We start from the raw sequence: 16592 nt of genomic DNA on the forward strand, positions 1-16592 counted from the left end.
CGCATGCCCGCGCCGCCCTGTGAAGGGCGATTCCTGCACCGGGACTTCCACCTCGGCAACGGGGCTGTACTGGCAGGTTCGGGATGTGGTGGCGTTCTCCGAAGAAGAGCAGTTGGTGGCGCAGCCATGACGGGAGGCAGGGCGGACAGCGCTGACGACGCGCGCCGTGGAGAACCGGCTGGATACCTGTGCCACCGCTCTGATGGTCGCGCGGGGCTGAGCCAAGGCGATCCGGGGCGCGGGCCCGGCCGCGAGTGCCGGGCCCGCCTTCCCTGCCCGGCAAACGCCTGCCGGCACCTGGCGCCGGTGGCCTCCTACTGCACTGGCTCCAGGAATTCGAGCCGGTTGCCTACCGGGTCTTCGGAGTAGAAGCGCTTGTGGCCTGGCAGATTGTCGTCCCAGACGACCTGAGCGCCGTGTTCCTTCAGGTGGGCGGCGTATCCCTCGATCCCGGTGACGCGCAGCCCCGGGTGGGCCTTCTTCGCGGGCCGGAAGTCGGCCTCGATGCCTAGGTGGAGTTGGACTGGTCCGGCCTGGAACCAGCAACCGCCCCGAACCGCGAGGGCCGGCGGTTTGGGTATCTCCGCCATGCCGAGCACCTCCCCGTAATACCTCCGCAATTGGTCCTCGCTGCCGGGAGGGGCGGCGAGTTGGATGTGGTCGACGGCAATGAGCATGACTCTCCTTCTCGTCGGTAGACGGTCATGGCATGCATGGCTGTGGAGCGCGTGCAGGAGGTGAGGTGCGGTCGTCCGTGGCATGGGCCGGCCACGTGAGTTCTCAGGACGTGCACCACGAACCGCCCCGCACGGAGCGGCACCCCTGCCCATCCTGTCGTCACCGGGCTCTCCTCGCCACGGCCGGCACCATGATGTTGGTGTTGCCCCGGCTCGCGCGAGTCGGCAATTCCTTGCCCTGTGGTGAACGCCCATGGAAACCACAGGTCTTGGCGGCAGCGGGATCCGGGGGCAGCCTGCTGCGCGAATGAATGGTGGCTGTGTCCGTCTGTCCGATGGGCTAGGCGCACAGCGCGCATGCGAGGCGGTGTCAGTAGGGTGCTATGTCGAACAAGGAGGCGCTGCACATGAGATTCCGCCTGAACGCGATCACCCGCGAGGAGCATCTGGCCTTCGTCACGGCCCTGCCCTCGGTGAGTCACCTGCAGATTCCCGCCTGGGGAGATGTGAAGCCCGACTGGCGGGCGGAGAGCCTGGGTTGGTTCGACGGCGATGACCGCCTCGTTGGTGCGGGGCTGGTGTTGTTCCGGTCATTGCCAAAGCTCAAGCGGTACCTTGCCTATCTGCCCGAAGGGCCGGTCATCGACTGGGACGCACGGGACCTTCGGTCATGGCTGGAGCCGATGCTCGCCTATCTCAAAGGGCAGGGGGCCTTCTCGGTGAAGATGGGGCCACCCGTCGTCGCTCGCCGCTGGAGTGCCGAAGCGGTCAAGGACGCGATCGCCGATCCTCAGGCCGTGCGGCTGCGCGATGTCGAGGCCACCACGTACGAGCCGCAGGCTGTCGACGTCGCTGATCGGCTGCGCCGGATGGGTTGGCGGCAGGCGGAGCCTGACCGCGAAGGTGGGTTCGCCGCGGGTCAGCCGCGCTATGTGTTTCAAGTCCCGTTCGTTGGCCGGTCGTTGGAGGAGATCCAGCGTGGTCTGAACCAGCAGTGGCGCCGCAACATCAAGAAGGCCGAGAAGGCCGGCGTCAAGGTTGTCGAGGGCGGCTACGAGGACCTGCCCGCCTTCTACGGCCTCTACGTCGAGACTGCTGAACGGGACCGGTTCATTCCCCGCCCCCTGGCCTACTTCGAGCGTATGTGGACAGCGCTGACGTCCGAGGACCCCAACCGCATGCGCCTCTACCTCGCCCAACACGAGGGTGAAGTGCTCGCAGCAGCAACGATGCTGACCGTTGGCGAGCATGCCTGGTACTCCTACGGGGCCTCAACCAGCCGGAAACGCGAAGTCCAGCCGAACAACGCGATCCAGTGGCGGATGATGTCCGATGCTCACGCACTGGGCGCGAGCATCTACGACTTCCGTGGCATCACCGATACCTTGGAGGAGAACAACCATCTCCTGGGCCTGCTCCGCTTCAAAGTCGGCACCGGAGGCCAGGCCGTGGAGTACCTGGGTGAGTGGGACTTTCCACTCAACAGGATCCTGTACAAGGCTCTTGGCCTTTACATGTCCCGCCGCTGACTGCGACAGAGCGCAGGCACTGTCCCAGTGGAGTTACTGGTCGAGCACGGTCCCTGGCGCCGCAGTCGTACGTGAATGTGCTCGCCGCGTCCAACTCCCTTGCATCGTCGGCGACCTCACCGATGCGCACCGGTCCTCCTCTGCTCGGGCGGCCCGCCCGACTTGCACCTGACGTCAACGTCAGGTTCTAGCGTAGTGGGCGTCGGTGCTCGCCGAACACTCACCCCACCGATCCCATGAGACGGCCGGTCCCGGCCGCGTGGAAAGGCAGAACGTCATGCGCGCAGTTCGCTATCACGAGTACGGCGGTGTGGAGACCCTTGTGGTCGAGCGGGTGCCGGACCCCCATCCCGGGCCGGGCGAGATCCGCGTCCGCGTCGCGGCGGCCGGTGTCAACCCCGTTGACTGGAAGGTGCGTTCCGGGGTGGTACAGGAGGCGCTGCCCGTGGACCTGCCCGCGATTCCCGGGCGTGAGGCCGTCGGCCTGGTCGACGAGATCGGTGCGGGTGTGCAGGGGGTGAGCATCGGCGACCGCGTCTTCGGGCTGGGCGGCGTCACCGGCGCGACGCTTCCCGCGGTGTGCGCCGCGGGAAGCCCGTACCTCCAGCTCGGTCGCCGAGCGACGTTACGCAGCCGTCACCCGCCGCCCCTCGCCCGCAGCAGCCCGGGTCAGCATCCCGGCGAGTTCGTCGGGGACGGAGAGCATCGGCCAGTGCCCGGTGTCGAGTTCGAAGAACCGCACCTGTGGCTCCGCGAGCACCGCGAAACGCGGATCTCCGCTCCGTACCAGGGATTCGACCGTGGCCACGCTCATTCCGGTCCTGGTGCCGAAGATGCCGGTCATGGGCAGTTTCGCGGCGGCTCCTGACAGTCGTAGTGGTTGGGTGAGGGGGCCCAGTGGTTGCGGTGCGGCCAGGCGGGCGAGTCGGGCCAGCGCGCTCGCGGGGACGCCGGCGAGCCTGTTCTGGGCCTGTGGGTCGGAGCCGTCGAGCACGGGTGTGGGAATCCGCCATCCGTCCTCGGCCTGCTCGGCCCGTCGCCGCCAACCGTCGCGGACCACCGGGTCGGGCTCGAAGTCCCGGACCAGGCCGTGTACCGAGTAACCGTCCATGGGCATGGGCGCGTTGACATACACCAGCCGGGAAACCCGTTCCGGCCGCCGGTCAGCGGCCCCCAACACCGGGAAGCTGCCGTGACAGTGCGCAACGAGCACCACCTGCGGCTCCTCCAGGTGATCGATGAGCTGTACCAGGTCCTCGATATGGGTCTCCAAGTCCGTTTCCGGACCCGCCAGGTGACGACGCTCTCCCAGCCCCGTGAGCGTCGCCGCGTACGCCCGTTCCCCCAAGCCTCCCAGCCGTTCCGCGACTTCGCTCCACAGCCAGCCACCCATATGTCCGCCCGGCACCAGCACATACGCCGTCATCAACGCCTCCTCGCACGCCTCGGTTCGCGCGGCCGGCCCCCGTTGGTCCGGCCGCGCTTGCCGTTACGGTAGGAACTCCCCCTAAGGGAGGTTCAAGGCATGACAGCACCCGCATCCGCTTCCGCGTCCTTCTCCGAGCCCATTTCCGTGCCTTCCGAGGGCACGTGGAGCATCGGCGAACTCGCCCAACAGGCAGGCGTCACCGTCAAGACCGTCCGCTTCTACTCGGACCGCGGCCTGTTGCCCGAAGCCACCCGCAGCACCGGCGGCCACCGCCGCTACGGCCCCGAGGCCCTGGACCGCCTCCGCCTCATCCGCTCGCTGCGCGCCCTCGACCTCCCCCTTCCACAAGTGGACCGCGTCCTCGCCCGCGACGACCCCGGCACGGATCCCGACACTGCGCTTCAGGACGCCCTCGCCGACCAACTGAACGCACTGGGCTCGCAATTGACCGCCCTGCGTTGGCGCGAGGCCGCCCTCCACCTCCTTCACGACTGCACGACCGCGGAACGCGCCGACCGTCTTCGACTGATAGGCGCCATGGCCACTCCGCCCAACACCACTGCCCTGGCCCGTTTTTGGCGCCACATCCTCCCCCCACGCCTGCCGGCCCGACTGCTGTCCACGATCCTCGACGAGGCCATCCCACAACCCCCCGCCGACCCGACCCCGCCACAGGTCCTGACCTTCGCCAGTCTCCACGCCGTTGTCACCAACCCACATGTCCTGGACATCAACATCTGCGGCCCCGCCCCCCGCCCTCCAAGCGGCCCCTGCCGCCCGGCCGTCCTCTACGAAGGTCTGCGCGAGGCATACGAACTGGCCGCAACAGACGTACAAACCCAACAGGCCCCGCATGCCGGGGAAGCCCTCGACTGCTTCGTCGCCGCCCACGCCGGTCTCCGCAACACCCCGGACACCCCGGCCTTCCGCCGCCAACTCAGCACCCAGTTGGCACACATCGCCCATCCGCTGATCGACCGCTACTGGCAACTCGCCGCCGAAGTCCCCACCCCCTCCCCGAAACCCACCATCGGCGCCTGCGACGACTGGCTCCGCACCGCACTGGACACCCAACTCGCCTAGCCAGCCGTAGGCGTGGGGGCGGTGCTCGTGCACCGACACGGCGCGGAGTACGGGCGCTTCCCCTCGTCCGTCGCGAAGACGAAGGTCGCGCCCGAGGCGGGGACGTGGATCGCGCACGGGGGGCAGCTCGACCGTTAGCGCGGGTCGACGGCGCGGACGAGCGCGATGCCCTGGCCGAGGTTGGTCAGGCGGGCTTCGAGGGTGTCGCCCGCAGGGTACAGACGGATGGTGTCGACGCCGCTGTCCCGCCAGACCTTGAGCCGGTCGCGGACCATCTCCTCGGTCCCGATCAGCGTGGTGGCCAGGACCATCTCGTCGGTGATCAGGGCCGTGGCACCGTCGCGGTCTCCGGCCTGCCACCGTGCGAGGACCTCGGCTGCGGTCTCGGCCCAGCCTTGGCGGCTGTAGGCGCGGTTGTAGAAGTTGGTGGTGCCCGAGCCCATGCCGCCCAGGGAGAAGGCGAGTTCCTTCTTCCGGGTGGCGAGGGTGGCCGACAGTTCCCCCTCGGAGAGGATGTTGATCTCCGCGCCCTGGCAGATGTCCAGGTCGGCTCGTTGGCGGCCGGCTCGGGCCAGTCCGGTGTCCAGGTGGGTGAAGTAGGCGTCGGCGCCTTCGGGCAGGAAGCTGGTGCCCAACCAGCCGTCGGCGACCGCGCCGGTCAGTTCCAGCATCTTGGGCGACAGGGCGGCCAGATAGATCGGTACCGACCCGGCCGGGGCACTGAGCCGCATGGGACGCCCCTCGCCGTCGGGCAGGGGGATGCGGTACTGGCTGCCGTGGTAGGTGATCTTCTCGCCGGTGAAGGCGGCGCGGAGGACGTCGACGGTCTCCCGCATCCTGGCCAGCGGCCGCGCGAAGGGGATCCCGTGAAGACCCTCCATCACCTGGGGCCCCGATGCTCCCAACCCCAGTAGGAAACGGCCCTCGGAGATGTCGGCGAGCGTCATGGCGGTCTGCGCGACGGTGACCGGAGAGCGGGTGCCGAGCTGGATCACGCCCGAGCCGAGCAGGATCGTGCTGGTGCGGGCCGCGAGGTAGCCCAGTGGGGAGGGCGCGTCGCTTCCCCACGCCTCGGCCACCCAACAGACGTCGAGCCCCAGGCGTTCCGCTTCGACGACGAAGTCGCTGGTCTGCCGCCAGGGGTCGCTGGACGCCTCGATGGTGGTCGCGGTACGCATCAACTCCCCGCCTCCGCCAGGTCCTTGATGGCGGCGAGGTTGGCCTTGATTCCGCTCTCGAACTCCCGCAGTCGCACGAAAACGATCTTCTGTTCCTTGTCGGGCATCGCCTCGATGGCGACGCTCAGCCCCGACGGTGCGGGCCCCATCTGCGCCCACTGTTCCAGCACCGTGCCGTCCGCCTCGCCGTGGAGGGTGAAACGCCACTTGCTGGTCGGGACGGCCGGATCTCCCACCGCCCAGCAGAACCGCCGCGGGGCCTCCCACTCCACCACCGTGCTGACGGTCTCCCACTGCCCCAGCGACGGGTGCGCGCTGCGTCCCGTGAAGCGGTGACCGATACCGGGCCCGGTCGCACCGTCCAGCCACTCGACCTCCTGCAGTTCGCTGCTGAGGCGGGGCATGACGCGGATGTCGCTGACGTACCGCCACACCCGTTCCGGCGGTGCGTCGATGAAGACGCGTGAGGCCACGGTGGGGATGTCGGCGTAGACCTGTCCGGTCCAATCCATCGGGGCTGCCTCCCTTTCGGACCGTCGCGGCCCAACTGCCGCCCTGCCACGTCCATGGTTGCGTAGATAGACCGACTCGGGCAAGACCGTCCCCGCCGCAGACAACTCAGTCTCGTAAGGAGACCCATACACTCGCGGCATGAGGCGTACCTCCTTCGCGAACTGGCCATGCTCGGTGGCCCGGACCATGGATCTGCTCGGGGACTGGTGGACGCCGCTGGTCCTGCGCGAGGCTTTCTACGGAATCCGCCGGTTCGGCGACTTCCAGCAGGAACTGGGGATCGCCCGCAACACCCTCTCGGAGCGGCTGCGCCGCCTGGTGGAAGCGGGCCTGATGGAGAAGCACGTGTACGAGACGCAGCCCCTGCGGCACGAGTACCTACTGACCGAGTCGGGGCGGGACTTCCACAGCGTCATCCTGGCCATGACCAGTTGGGGCGACCGATGGCTGGCAGGTGAGGCGGGAACACCCGTGCTGACCCGCCACGAGACCTGCGGCCACGACGCGCACGCGGACGTCGTGTGCTCGCACTGCCGACAGCCGATGGAGTGGGCCGATGTCACGCCGCGGCCCGGCCCCGGCTACCCGACCAAGCTCCTGAACCGCCCCGACGTCCGGCGGCGGTTCCCTCTGGACGAGGCCCAAGACCCGGTGGCCTCCGACCGACCGGCGGACACCGAGGCTTGACCCGCGGTATCGGCCACCGGCGCTGCCGAGCGCGATCAGACGGCTCCCGCCACCGCGCGGCGGCGGGCGAACGGCCCCGCGCGAGGGCCTCCAGTTGGTGTCCGGGAACGGGCGCACGGCGATCTCGGCGTTGGTGGCATCCCTAGCTGCCAGGCGCACAACCCAGGCTTCCTGGGCGGTCAGTTCATGGCCCCGCTGCCGGAAGTCCCGCCGCTGGTGGAGGGCTTCGGCAACGGGCAGCTCCGATCCCCGGCGCGTCGTCGACCACTACCGGGATCCGCTCCCACCTGATGGCAGGCTGGGCAGGAGGCCCCTGAGCGCTCGGGGGCTCGCAACACGGCACCGAGACGAGGTTCGCCATGCCCGTGCATCGCATTGGACTCGTTGTCCATCAAGGCCGTGCCGCTGCCTTGGATGCCGCCCGTCGCGTGCATGCCTGGTGCGACGCGCAGGGCCTCCCCTGCACCGAGATCGACGTCTGGTCGACGGACCATCAGCGCCGCTCCGGCCGCGAGGAGGCGCACGCGGCCGGGGACCCCGACCTGGTCGTCACCCTCGGCGGGGACGGGACGTTCCTGCGCGGCGCCCGGATCGCGGTGAAGACCGGGGCCGCGGTGCTCGGCGTCGACCTCGGAAAGGTCGGGTTCCTCACCGAGGTGCCGGCCACGGACATCACCGTGGCCCTCGACGCCGTCCACGCGGGCCACGCGCTGGTGGAGGAACGCATGACCTTGACCATGCGGGCCTCCAAACCACCGGAGCTGCCCGCCGAGTTGGAGGAGTTCCTCTGTTACGGGCGCGGCCCCGCTCTGCCGCCGCCCCCGGTGCGCCCCGAGAGCACCGTGCGCGACGGCTGGGGCATCGCCCTGGACGTCAACGCCCTCAACGACGTCGTCGTGGAGAAGCTCGCCCGCGACCACCAGGTCACCGCAGGCGTCTACATTTCAGGACGGCTGCTGGCCGCCTACTCCGCGGACGCGCTCGCGGTCGCCACGCCCACCGGCTCGACCGCCTACTGCTTCGCCGCCGGCGGTCCCGTGCTCTCCCCGCACATGGACGCCGTCGTGTTCACGCCGATCGCGCCCCACATGACCTTCAACCGCACCGTCGTGGCGGCCCCCGACGAACCGGTCGCCCTCCGCATCCTGCCCAACTCCGGCCGCGCCGCGGTCAGTATCGACGGCCAGCTCCGCGGCGTGCTCGAACCGGGGGACTGGATCGGCGTCTACCGCGCCCCGCAACGCGCGCGGCTCATCCGCCTCCACCCCACCGACTTCTACGGCCGCCTCCGGGACCGGTTCCGCCTCACCGACGCGCCCGCCACGGAGACCGACGGTGAGTCCCCGCCCTTCATGCGCCCCGACGCTCCCTTGCCGCCGGACCTGGCGGACCTGCGGCTGCCGCCTCCCACAGCAGCGCGCTGAGCGCCCACGCACTCTTTCCGCGCCGCACCGCCGTGTGGGCCGCGATGGTGGGCCGGTGGTTCGCGCGTTCAGCTTGGGGGCCTGTGCGGGAGGCCGGCCACCCGGCGGAGGGCCGACTTGAAAGTGGCGTATTCCCGCCTGCCCATCGCCTTCGCGTGACGCGCCTCGATCGTGCGCATGATGGCGGCGGCGGTCTCCATCTGGAGCAGGCCGCGCTCGGTGGGGTGGACCAGTTTGGCGCGGCGGTCTGCGGGATCGGGTCTGCGCTCGACGTACCCCAGGCGTTCGAGATCGTCGACGAGGGATCCGATGACCTGCTTGTGCCGTCCGGAGGCGAGGGCGAGTTCGCTGGCCCGGACGCCGTCCGGACGTAGGTGGGCGAGGACGGCGCCGGCACGCGGCTGGATGTCGTCGAAGCCCTGCTCGGCGAGCTCGGCGAACAGCTCGCGTTGAACGGAGATGAGGACCTGGGCGGCAAGTACGCCGAGGTCTGGTTCCGTGGTCTGGTTCCTGGTCAATGCAGCTCCCGTCTCGCTGATCGTCCACCGCCCCGCTCCGTGGGGTGCTTGCGCCCTGTCGGGCCGAGGCATAGCGTGGGGTAAGTAGTCACGAATATTGACTATCAAGATTAGTGACCGATGAGCTGTGTCTCAACCCGATGAGGAGTGCGAGATGAGCGAGCGCAGCAAGTTCCTGGAACCGCTCACGCGGGAGAACGCCGCCGTGGTGCTGGTCGACCACCAGGTGGGCCTGTTGTCCGGCGTCCGCGACATCACCGTCGACGAGCTCAAGCACAACGTGACGGCGCTGGCCAGGGCAGCGACGGCCTTGGGCATCCCGCTGGTCGTGACCACCACCGCGGCCGACAGCATGTGGGGTCCGACCACCCCTGAGCTGGTCGAGGCGCTGCCGGCCGGACAGCGGATCATCGACCGCAGCACGGTCAATGCCTGGCACGACAACCGCGTCCGCGAGGCCATCGAAGCCACCGGCCGACAGAAGCTGATCTTCGCCGGGGTGTCGCTGGAGGTGTGCGCGGCGCTGCCCGCGTACGCCGCCACCGCCGCCGGATACGACGCGTACGTCGCCGTGGACGCCTCCGGCACCTTCAGTCAAACGAAACGGCAGGCGGGGCTGTTGCGCATGCAGCAGGCGGGCGTCATCGTCAGCGACTACGCCACCCTCATGGTCGAGGCCCTGGCGGACAACGCGGCACCCGAGTCCGGTGCCGTCTACGCCGCCCTCGACATGCCGTTCGCCGTCCTGGTCGGTCAGATCTCCGCCGCCCGCCAGGCATAGCGGCCTTCGGCAGCCCCGGCGAGACGCAACCAGGTGACCGGGGGCAGCCGCGTCGCCCCGGTGCGCGGACGGGCACCGGACCCGTGACGTGCGCCGCCGAAGTACCGCGCGCCGGCGGCCGGTTCGAGGCGACGAAGTGGGCCGTAGGGCGCCGTGGGCATCGCGCATCGCGAACGGGCCAACATTCAGCGGACACGGCGATGACGCGCCGGCGGTCGTTCCGTCCGCCGCATACTGGCCCGGATGGTCTCTCAGCTCCGTGACGAGGAACGGGTGGTGTCCGTGGCTCCGGAATCGACGGTCCACAGCGTGACGTACGATCTGCTACGCGCCCTTCAACTGACCACGGTCTTCGGGAATCCCGGTTCGACGGAGCAGCCGTTCCTCCAGGAATTCCCCGACGACTTCACCTATGTGCTGGCGCTGCAAGAGGCTTCGGTCATCGCCATGGCCGACACCTTCGCCCAAGTCACCCGGCGCCCGGCGCTGGTCAACGTCCACTCCTCGGCGGGGCTGGGCAACTCCCTGGGCAATCTGGTGGCCGCATACCACGGCAACACCCCCCTGATCATCACGTCCGGGCAACAGCACCGCGAGATGGTCATCGGCGAGCCGTACCTGGGCAATCGGGACGCGACCACCATGCCGAAGCCATGGGTGAAGTGGTCCTACGAGCCCGCCCGCGCCGAAGACGTGCCGAACGCCTTCATGCGGGCCTACGCGATGGCCCTCCAGCCGCCGGCGGGGCCGGTCTACCTGTCGATTCCGCTCGACGACTGGAAACGGCCGCTGGCCGGCCCGGCGCCTGTGCGCACCGTGAGCGATCGGGTCGTCCCCGACGAGCAGCGGCTTCGGTCCTTCGCCGACCGCATCTCGGCAAGTAGCCGCCCGGCGCTGGTCTTCGGGCCGGAGGTGGACCGCAGCGGCGGATGGGACGCGGCGATCGCCCTGGCCGAGAAGGTGCGCGCGGCCGTTTACGGGGCCCCCTTGCTGGACCGCGCCTCGTTCCCCGAAGACCACGCACTCTTCTGTGGCCCGCTCGGCATCTCCATCAAGGCCGTCAGCGATCGGCTGGCCGGGCACGACCTGGTCGTCGTGATCGGCGGCGAGGTGTTCCGCTACTACCCCTACGTTCCCGGCGACTACCTCCCGGCAGGGACGGAACTGCTCCAGATCACCGCGGACCCCGAAGTCGCCGCGGCCGCGCGGAGGGGCGACAGCCTCCTGGGTGATCCCAAGACCGCCATGGACCAACTCCTCGAACTCGTCGCGGACGGGTCGGCGCGTGCCACCCCCAGGGCGATGGAGAGGCCGCGGAAACTCCCCGCGACACCGAGCCGCCCGCTCACCCCTCCAGAGGTCTACGCGTCTCTCAGCAAGCTCAGGCCGCTCGACGCCGTCATCGTCAACGAGTCGACCTCCACCATGGCCCAACAGATCGAGTGGCTGCCCACCACCGCGTCGGGATCCTTCTTCGCCACGGCCAGCGGAGGCATCGGATGGGGTACTCCGGCGGCGGTGGGGGTCGCCTTGGCCGACCGCAGCAGGGGTACCTCCCGACCCGTTGTCGGCCTCATCGGCGACGGGTCGTTCCAGTACTCCGTCCAAGCCATCTGGACCGCCGCCCAGCACAAGCTGCCGATCGTCTACGTGGTCATGCGCAACAAGGAATACTCCATCCTCAAGTCCTTTGCGGAGCTGGAGGAGACACCCGGTGTTCCGGGACTCGACCTGCCCGGCATCGACATCGTTTCCCTGGCCCACGGCTTCGGCTGCCGCGCCGTCGCCGTCGACACCACCCAGGACCTGGAACGCGCCTTCACCCAGGCCCTCACCGCCGAAACCCCAACGGTCATCGTGGTCGCCACGCAACCGCAGAAGGCCGCTCTCTAGCGTGATCCCGCACGCTTGGGTGCGGGGGATGTCCGGTGGATCGCCGGTCTGAGGCGGGCGGGTGGCTGCGGTGCGGCCCGCCGCCGTGGGGGCGAACGCCCCGTCGTGCGGCGCGTGTTCATGCGGCGGGGGTGAGCAACTCCTCCGACAGCGTCCACAGGCGTTGGGCGTTGTCCGGGTCGACGGCGTAGCGCGCGACGCCGTGCAGGGTGCCGGTGCGGCGGTCGACGGTGGCGGTCTCGTTGCAGTCGACGAAGTAGCGGCCGCCGATGCCTTCGAGGAGGGGCGAGGTGGCGAGGAGCACGGAGGTGGCGGCGCCCTGCTCAACCGTCTTGATGAGTTCGGCCGGGACCCGGCCGCTGCCTCGGCCGCCGGTGTGGCGCTGGAGGTTGGTGTAGATGGCGCCCGGCATCAGGGCGTTGGCGGTGATGTTGTCGTCGGCCCAGCGGCGGGTGGCCTCCACCGCGAAGAGGATGTTGGCGGTCTTGGACTGGCCGTAGGCGAGCCAGGGGTCGTAGCGGCGGAAGGCGAAGTTGACGTCGTCCCACACGACGGGTGACTGCTGGTGGCCGGTGGAGCTGACGACGACGATCCGGGCGGCGTCGCTGGCGGCGAGCGCATCGTGCAGACCCGTGGCGAGGGCGAAGTGGCCCAGGTGGTTGGTGGCGAACTGCCATTCCCAGCCCCGTTCGGTGTACTGCTCGGGGCAGGCCATGACGCCGGCGTTGTTCACCAGGATGTGCAGCGGGCCCTGCCAGGCGGCGGTGAAGGCCGTGATGGACGCCGGATCGGTGAGGTCGAGGTGGGCTACGTGCAGTTCGTGGTTCCCGGTCGCCGCGGTGATCTGTTCGGCGACGCGTTCGCCCGCTGCCACGTCGCGGACCGCCAGGGTCACGGCAGCCCCCGTACCGGCCAGGGCACGGGCCGTTTCCGCGCCGAGTCCGGAGGAGGCGCCGGTGACCAGTGCGCGGCGGCCGGTGAGGTCGATGCCGTGGGTGACTTCTGCGGCCGTGCTGGCGAAACCGTAGGGCGTGGTGATGGGGGTGGACATCGAGGAACTCCTGGAGATGGGTGGTGTGTTGACGTGGAGGTGTCAGGGGGTGAGCATGCGGTCCTGTTCTTCCGGCGGCGTGCCGTCGTGCCAGTCCAGTACCTCGCCGAAGCGGATCAACTCGCCGTACAGGGCCGGGTCGACGCGCTCGGCGAACACGAGGTCGAGCACGGCCCGGGCCGCCTCGGACGGTGACTGGGCCTGGCTGTAGTCGCTGAACCACGGCCGGGAGGTCGCGGTATCGACCATGCCGGGACAGACCGAGGCCACCAGCGTGTCGGTGGCGAGGTCGTGTTCGCGGCGTTCGGCGGCGACTGCGCGTACGGCGGCGACCTGCGCCACCTTGGAGGGCACGTTCAGCCACCGTGGCCAACCCGCTTCCGCAGCGGTGTTGTTGTGGAGGGCGGTGCGCCAGGACTCGACGGCGTACTCGACCTGGTCGAGGCTCGCGCCGTCGAACAGCGGGTGCAGCCGTGGCGCCAGGTGGCCGAGGGTGCCGAGACTGCTGGCCACGACGATCAGCCGGCCGCCCGGACGCAGGACCGGGCTGAAGGAGCGCAGGACCGCGAGGGTGGCGGTGTTGGAGACGTCGATGAACTCGTCGGCCCGCTCGGCCTGCGATTCCCCGGGCAGCAGACGGGCGACCGCGTTGGAGAGGACGATGTCGGCGCCGCCGTACCGGTTCCTGAGCTCGTCGGCGAGGCGGGCGACGGCCTGCGTGTCGGTGACGTCCAGGAGTCCGCCCTCGACACGGGCGCGGGTGCCGGGCAGTTGGGAGACCTCGCGGGCGGCGTCCGCTACGCGCTGGCGGTGGCGTCCCGTGAGCAGGACCAGGTCCTGCGGGTTCATGCGGGCCGCCAGTCCTGCGACGAGGGCGCGGCCGAGTCCTTGGTTGGCACCGGTGACGAGGGCGATGCGGGAAGGGTTCACGTCTGCCACGCTAGGGATCACGCCACCATGCGTCCAACGAATGTTGCGCACATATACCATGCGTAATCGTCATGGACTTCACGGATGTGTCACTGACCGCGTTGCGGGTTTTCCGAGCCGTCGCCGAGCAAGGGACGTTCACCGCGGCCGCGGTGTCGCTGGGCTATACCCAGTCGGCGGTGTCCCGCCAGATCGCCGCGATCGAACGGGCCGCGGGTGCCGAACTGCTGGAGCGGCGACGGGACGGGGTGCGGCTCACCTCGGCGGGTCGCACGGTGCTGCGCCGCGCGAAGGTCGTGCTCGACGAGATCGACGCGACCGCGAGGGAACTGTCGGGTATGCCCGGGCGAGGAGGGACGGTCCGACTGGGTTGGGTACCCAGTGCCGGCGCCGTGCTGGTGCCCCGGGCCCTGACCGCGCTCCGCCGGACGGACCCGGAGATCCAGGTCGTCGGCCGGGAGGGGGGCACCCCGGCGCTGACGCGCGCCCTGCGGGCCGGCAGCATCGATCTCGCCCTACTGTCGTCGGCTCCACCGTTTCGGCCACCGGACGCCGAGTCGCCTCCGCTCGCGCTGCGGACACTCACCGAACGGGCACTACTGCTGGCCGTGCCCGCAGCCCACCCCCTCGCCCGCGGAGACTTCGTCGATGTCGTCGACCTGCGTGGGCAACGCTGGATCGTCGGGTCCTCTTCGGGCGAGGATCGCGTGATGGGTGTCTGGCCGGGCTTGGACGAACGGCCCGAGATCGTCTGCACGGCGCGGGACTGGCTGGCCAAGCTCCAACTCGTGGCCGCCGGCTGCGGGTTGACCACCGTGCCCGCCGCGCTCGCCGCCGCCGTACCGCCGGGTGTCCGCGTCCTCTCCGTGCACGGGGGCCCTCAAGAGCAGCGGCGCCTGCTGCTCGCCCGACTGCCCCAGCCACCGACCGAGGCGGTCACCCGCCTCGCGGCCGCCCTGCGGGCCGCTGCGCTGGACAACGATGCCCCCGCTCCGCCCATCTGACCGTCTGGGGAGACGGCAACGGCGCCCCGGACACTCAGCTGGCCCCACGATCCCTGGTCGCCTTCGACCACTCAAGACATCGCCACTCATTCATCCAACGGGCCCCACCACCCGGACAGCCACCCCGAACGACGCGCCCCCTGAACTGGCCTCAGGTATACGTCAGACGGGCGGCTGAGGTGCCCAGGCCGGTGGGGCCGTGGGGAATGGCGGTCTCAAGTTGGTCGAGCTCCCACAGCACGCCGTGCAAGAAGCGCTCGATGTCGCCCCGGAACCGCAGGCGCCAGACAGGCGTCATCGAGGGGGCCGTCTTGGGCCACAGGTCGTCAAACGCCCGCTCCACTGGGTTCTGGGACGTCAACTGCGGCCGGGGCAGGGCATCAACGGGTAGAAAGTGCAGCAGACGACCTACCTGTCGTCGCGCGGTCGCACGGTCGATGTGCTGCCTGAACAGCGGCAGGAAGAGATCGTCGACGAACCACAGGGCCACATGCCAGTCGGTGACCAGGTCCAGTTCGTCCGCCGTGGCGTCCGGATGCGTCAGCGCCGTCCACAACGGGAAGTCCGCCTCGTCGAACTTCCGCTCGCTCCATCGCTCCGGCCAGGGGGTGGTGTACTCGGGGTCGAGCAGCCCGACCTGATGCGCCCACTGCTTCACCTGCCCACGAGTCCGGCTCAGATGGGGGTTGGTGCGTGCGGTGAACGGCATGTGAAAGACGGGCTGTTGCAACTGCGGCTCCATGCCCGCATCCTGCACGGCCGTCACAGCTCTTACACGCACGGTGCGACGTCTTCGCCGGCGTGAGTGGTGACTCGCGCCCGGGAACTCGGGGGCAGCCCCGAGTGCTTGCGTAACTGGTACCGCCAGGTCAATCTGCGCCGGGACGCGCCACACGATTAGGGAAGGCTGCCCCAGATCCGCCGGGCCGCGGAGGGCGGGGCCGCCGGTGGGAGTCGCAAGGCGCGAACCTTTTAGCAGTCCACTCGGTGTTGCGCAAGAGTGCATTGGGGGCGCATTGAGGTTTGTTGGAGTGTTGATGGAGCTTCAATGCGCCCCGGGCGTGATGCGTGGTGAGCGCGAGCGGGAAGCGTTGTTGGCCTGTTCGGAATCGGCCAAGGTGTGGCTGTATATCGCCCGCCACAGGGCGCCGTTCGTATGTCGATGGCAAAGCCTTCGTGTTTCTTACTCGTGAATCGGCAGGTCGGTGACGTCAAAGGGAAAGGAGGGAGCGTTCGGACGCTTAGGGGCGGTGGGGCGCTGGTTCCGTCGTGGTGTGTGATCACATGGGCGGGCCGGTTCGCGGACTGGTCAGGTGTGAAGGTTTTGTGGTGTACCGTACTGACGCTCGGCCGATTTTCGTTCGGAATATCGGCCAATGCCGTAGCGCATAGGTGGGGTTGGGGCGCGGGTGCGATCCCGATCACCTCCTGGTTTGTCAGTGGGAAGGAAGGAGCAGGGGGAAGCTATGGCCAACGTTTTTGACGATGAGTCCGCCCGATTCATCGTTCTGGTCAACGAGGAGCGTCAGTACTCGCTCTGGCCCGCCGCCACAGAGGTGCCGGGCGGCTGGCAGGTCGCGCGGCCCGAGGGCGCGCGCCAGGAGTGCCTGGAATTCATCGAGTCCACCTGGACCGACATGCGACCGGCCAGTCTGGTCGCGGCCATGGAGGCCCAGGGCTCCTAGCCCACGGTCGTGACCAGGGCAAGTACGGCTGTGGCGCGCCCGATTGAGGGCGCGCCCACCGGTGGTGCCGCATGGTCACGGCCGTGCCATCCGCCATCGCCCGTGCCGGGCGGTGATGCGCATGCACATCAGTCCTTCTGTCTCGATTCCCTTCGATGATGTCGCTTCGCCGTGCCCGGAAGTGATCTCCGGCATGGCGGAAACGGCGAA

At 69.4% G+C, this 16592-nt stretch carries 16 protein-coding genes and 1 pseudogene; 9 read left to right on the plus strand and 8 right to left on the minus strand.

Going from position 1 to position 16592, the window contains the following annotated elements:
* Window positions 1–314: 314 nt before the first annotated feature.
* Window positions 315–677 (minus strand): VOC family protein, encoded by a 363-nt coding sequence (locus PV796_RS39640; protein ID WP_274918719.1) that lies wholly within the window; start codon window positions 675–677, stop codon window positions 315–317.
* Between the two features lie 407 nt (window positions 678–1084).
* Between PV796_RS39640 and PV796_RS39645 the strand changes: the two genes are divergently transcribed.
* Together PV796_RS39645 and PV796_RS39650 are read left to right on the plus strand one after the other, a co-directional pair.
* Window positions 1085–2206 carry a lipid II:glycine glycyltransferase FemX gene (locus PV796_RS39645; RefSeq protein WP_274919394.1) on the plus strand — a complete coding sequence of 374 codons (1122 nt, stop codon included), beginning with the start codon at window positions 1085–1087 and terminating at the stop codon, window positions 2204–2206.
* 277 nt (window positions 2207–2483) lie between these two features.
* Window positions 2484–2804 (plus strand): annotated as a pseudogene (locus PV796_RS39650) (alcohol dehydrogenase catalytic domain-containing protein); the annotation flags it as partial.
* Between the two features lie 27 nt (window positions 2805–2831).
* Here PV796_RS39650 and PV796_RS39655 read toward each other — a convergent pair.
* Window positions 2832–3632, minus strand: a complete 801-nt coding sequence (locus PV796_RS39655; RefSeq protein ID WP_274918720.1) for an alpha/beta fold hydrolase — start codon at window positions 3630–3632, stop codon at window positions 2832–2834.
* 99 nt (window positions 3633–3731) lie between these two features.
* Between PV796_RS39655 and PV796_RS39660 the strand changes: the two genes are divergently transcribed.
* Window positions 3732–4718, plus strand: a complete 987-nt coding sequence (locus PV796_RS39660) for a helix-turn-helix domain-containing protein (RefSeq protein WP_274918721.1) — start codon at window positions 3732–3734, stop codon at window positions 4716–4718.
* A 134-nt stretch (window positions 4719–4852) separates the two neighbouring features.
* Here the strand turns inward: PV796_RS39660 and PV796_RS39665 are convergent, their stop codons facing one another.
* A complete protein-coding gene (locus PV796_RS39665) occupies window positions 4853–5896 on the minus strand; it encodes an LLM class flavin-dependent oxidoreductase (RefSeq protein ID WP_274918722.1) in 1044 nt (347 codons plus the stop codon).
* Window positions 5896–6408, minus strand: a complete 513-nt coding sequence (locus tag PV796_RS39670; protein WP_274918723.1) for an SRPBCC family protein — start codon at window positions 6406–6408, stop codon at window positions 5896–5898. The genes PV796_RS39665 and PV796_RS39670 overlap by 1 nt, the downstream gene beginning before the upstream one ends.
* 139 nt (window positions 6409–6547) lie before the next feature.
* On the opposite strand from PV796_RS39670, the gene PV796_RS39675 reads away from it, so the two are divergent.
* Together PV796_RS39675 and PV796_RS39680 are read left to right on the plus strand one after the other, a co-directional pair.
* A complete protein-coding gene (locus PV796_RS39675; protein ID WP_274918724.1) occupies window positions 6548–7096 on the plus strand; it encodes a winged helix-turn-helix transcriptional regulator in 549 nt (182 codons plus the stop codon).
* A gap of 359 nt (window positions 7097–7455) precedes the next feature.
* Entirely contained in the window at window positions 7456–8520 is a 1065-nt protein-coding gene (locus PV796_RS39680) for an NAD(+)/NADH kinase (RefSeq protein WP_274918725.1), read from the plus strand.
* A 68-nt stretch (window positions 8521–8588) separates the two neighbouring features.
* Here PV796_RS39680 and PV796_RS39685 read toward each other — a convergent pair whose 3' ends face one another.
* Window positions 8589–9038, minus strand: a complete 450-nt coding sequence (locus PV796_RS39685) for a MarR family winged helix-turn-helix transcriptional regulator (protein WP_274918726.1) — start codon at window positions 9036–9038, stop codon at window positions 8589–8591.
* Window positions 9039–9192: 154 nt separating this feature from the next.
* Between PV796_RS39685 and PV796_RS39690 the strand changes: the two genes are divergently transcribed.
* Both PV796_RS39690 and mdlC read left to right on the plus strand, forming a co-directional pair.
* A complete protein-coding gene (locus tag PV796_RS39690; RefSeq protein ID WP_274918727.1) occupies window positions 9193–9819 on the plus strand; it encodes an isochorismatase family protein in 627 nt (208 codons plus the stop codon).
* Window positions 9820–10062: 243 nt separating this feature from the next.
* A complete protein-coding gene (gene mdlC / locus PV796_RS39695) occupies window positions 10063–11712 on the plus strand; it encodes a benzoylformate decarboxylase (protein ID WP_274918728.1) in 1650 nt (549 codons plus the stop codon).
* A gap of 118 nt (window positions 11713–11830) precedes the next feature.
* Here mdlC and PV796_RS39700 read toward each other — a convergent pair whose 3' ends face one another.
* Together PV796_RS39700 and PV796_RS39705 are read right to left on the minus strand one after the other, a co-directional pair.
* A complete protein-coding gene (locus PV796_RS39700) occupies window positions 11831–12763 on the minus strand; it encodes an SDR family NAD(P)-dependent oxidoreductase (protein WP_274918730.1) in 933 nt (310 codons plus the stop codon).
* A 42-nt stretch (window positions 12764–12805) separates the two neighbouring features.
* Window positions 12806–13693 (minus strand): SDR family NAD(P)-dependent oxidoreductase, encoded by an 888-nt coding sequence (locus PV796_RS39705; protein ID WP_274918731.1) that lies wholly within the window; start codon window positions 13691–13693, stop codon window positions 12806–12808.
* A 71-nt stretch (window positions 13694–13764) separates the two neighbouring features.
* On the opposite strand from PV796_RS39705, the gene PV796_RS39710 reads away from it, so the two are divergent.
* Window positions 13765–14697 carry a LysR family transcriptional regulator gene (locus tag PV796_RS39710; RefSeq protein ID WP_274918732.1) on the plus strand — a complete coding sequence of 311 codons (933 nt, stop codon included), beginning with the start codon at window positions 13765–13767 and terminating at the stop codon, window positions 14695–14697.
* Window positions 14698–14848: 151 nt separating this feature from the next.
* Here the strand turns inward: PV796_RS39710 and PV796_RS39715 are convergent, their stop codons facing one another.
* Complete coding sequence (locus PV796_RS39715) at window positions 14849–15439, minus strand: terpene synthase family protein (protein WP_274918733.1); 591 nt, start codon at window positions 15437–15439, stop codon at window positions 14849–14851.
* A 724-nt stretch (window positions 15440–16163) separates the two neighbouring features.
* On the opposite strand from PV796_RS39715, the gene PV796_RS39720 reads away from it, so the two are divergent.
* The gene (locus PV796_RS39720) at window positions 16164–16382 is read left to right on the plus strand and encodes an MbtH family protein (RefSeq protein ID WP_274918734.1); all 219 of its coding nucleotides are present in this window, start codon (window positions 16164–16166) and stop codon (window positions 16380–16382) included.
* The last annotated feature ends 210 nt before the right edge of the window (window positions 16383–16592 follow it).

It is taken from the genome of Streptomyces sp. WZ-12 (genome assembly GCF_028898845.1).
Classification (GTDB): domain Bacteria; phylum Actinomycetota; class Actinomycetes; order Streptomycetales; family Streptomycetaceae; genus Streptomyces.

Bases quoted from the DNA above. Each gene is read 5' to 3' on its own strand.
- PV796_RS39640 (WP_274918719.1), bottom strand. From the start codon at position 677: ATGCTCATTGCCGTCGACCACATCCAACTCGCCGCCCCTCCCGGCAGC.
- PV796_RS39645 (WP_274919394.1), top strand. From the start codon at position 1,085: ATGAGATTCCGCCTGAACGCGATCACCCGCGAGGAGCATCTGGCCTTC.
- PV796_RS39655 (WP_274918720.1), bottom strand. From the start codon at position 3,632: ATGACGGCGTATGTGCTGGTGCCGGGCGGACATATGGGTGGCTGGCTG.
- PV796_RS39660 (WP_274918721.1), top strand. From the start codon at position 3,732: ATGACAGCACCCGCATCCGCTTCCGCGTCCTTCTCCGAGCCCATTTCC.
- PV796_RS39665 (WP_274918722.1), bottom strand. From the start codon at position 5,896: ATGCGTACCGCGACCACCATCGAGGCGTCCAGCGACCCCTGGCGGCAG.
- PV796_RS39670 (WP_274918723.1), bottom strand. From the start codon at position 6,408: ATGGATTGGACCGGACAGGTCTACGCCGACATCCCCACCGTGGCCTCA.
- PV796_RS39675 (WP_274918724.1), top strand. From the start codon at position 6,548: ATGAGGCGTACCTCCTTCGCGAACTGGCCATGCTCGGTGGCCCGGACC.
- PV796_RS39680 (WP_274918725.1), top strand. From the start codon at position 7,456: ATGCCCGTGCATCGCATTGGACTCGTTGTCCATCAAGGCCGTGCCGCT.
- PV796_RS39690 (WP_274918727.1), top strand. From the start codon at position 9,193: ATGAGCGAGCGCAGCAAGTTCCTGGAACCGCTCACGCGGGAGAACGCC.
- mdlC (WP_274918728.1), top strand. From the start codon at position 10,063: ATGGTCTCTCAGCTCCGTGACGAGGAACGGGTGGTGTCCGTGGCTCCG.
- PV796_RS39700 (WP_274918730.1), bottom strand. From the start codon at position 12,763: ATGTCCACCCCCATCACCACGCCCTACGGTTTCGCCAGCACGGCCGCA.
- PV796_RS39710 (WP_274918732.1), top strand. From the start codon at position 13,765: ATGGACTTCACGGATGTGTCACTGACCGCGTTGCGGGTTTTCCGAGCC.
- PV796_RS39715 (WP_274918733.1), bottom strand. From the start codon at position 15,439: ATGGAGCCGCAGTTGCAACAGCCCGTCTTTCACATGCCGTTCACCGCA.
- PV796_RS39720 (WP_274918734.1), top strand. From the start codon at position 16,164: ATGGCCAACGTTTTTGACGATGAGTCCGCCCGATTCATCGTTCTGGTC.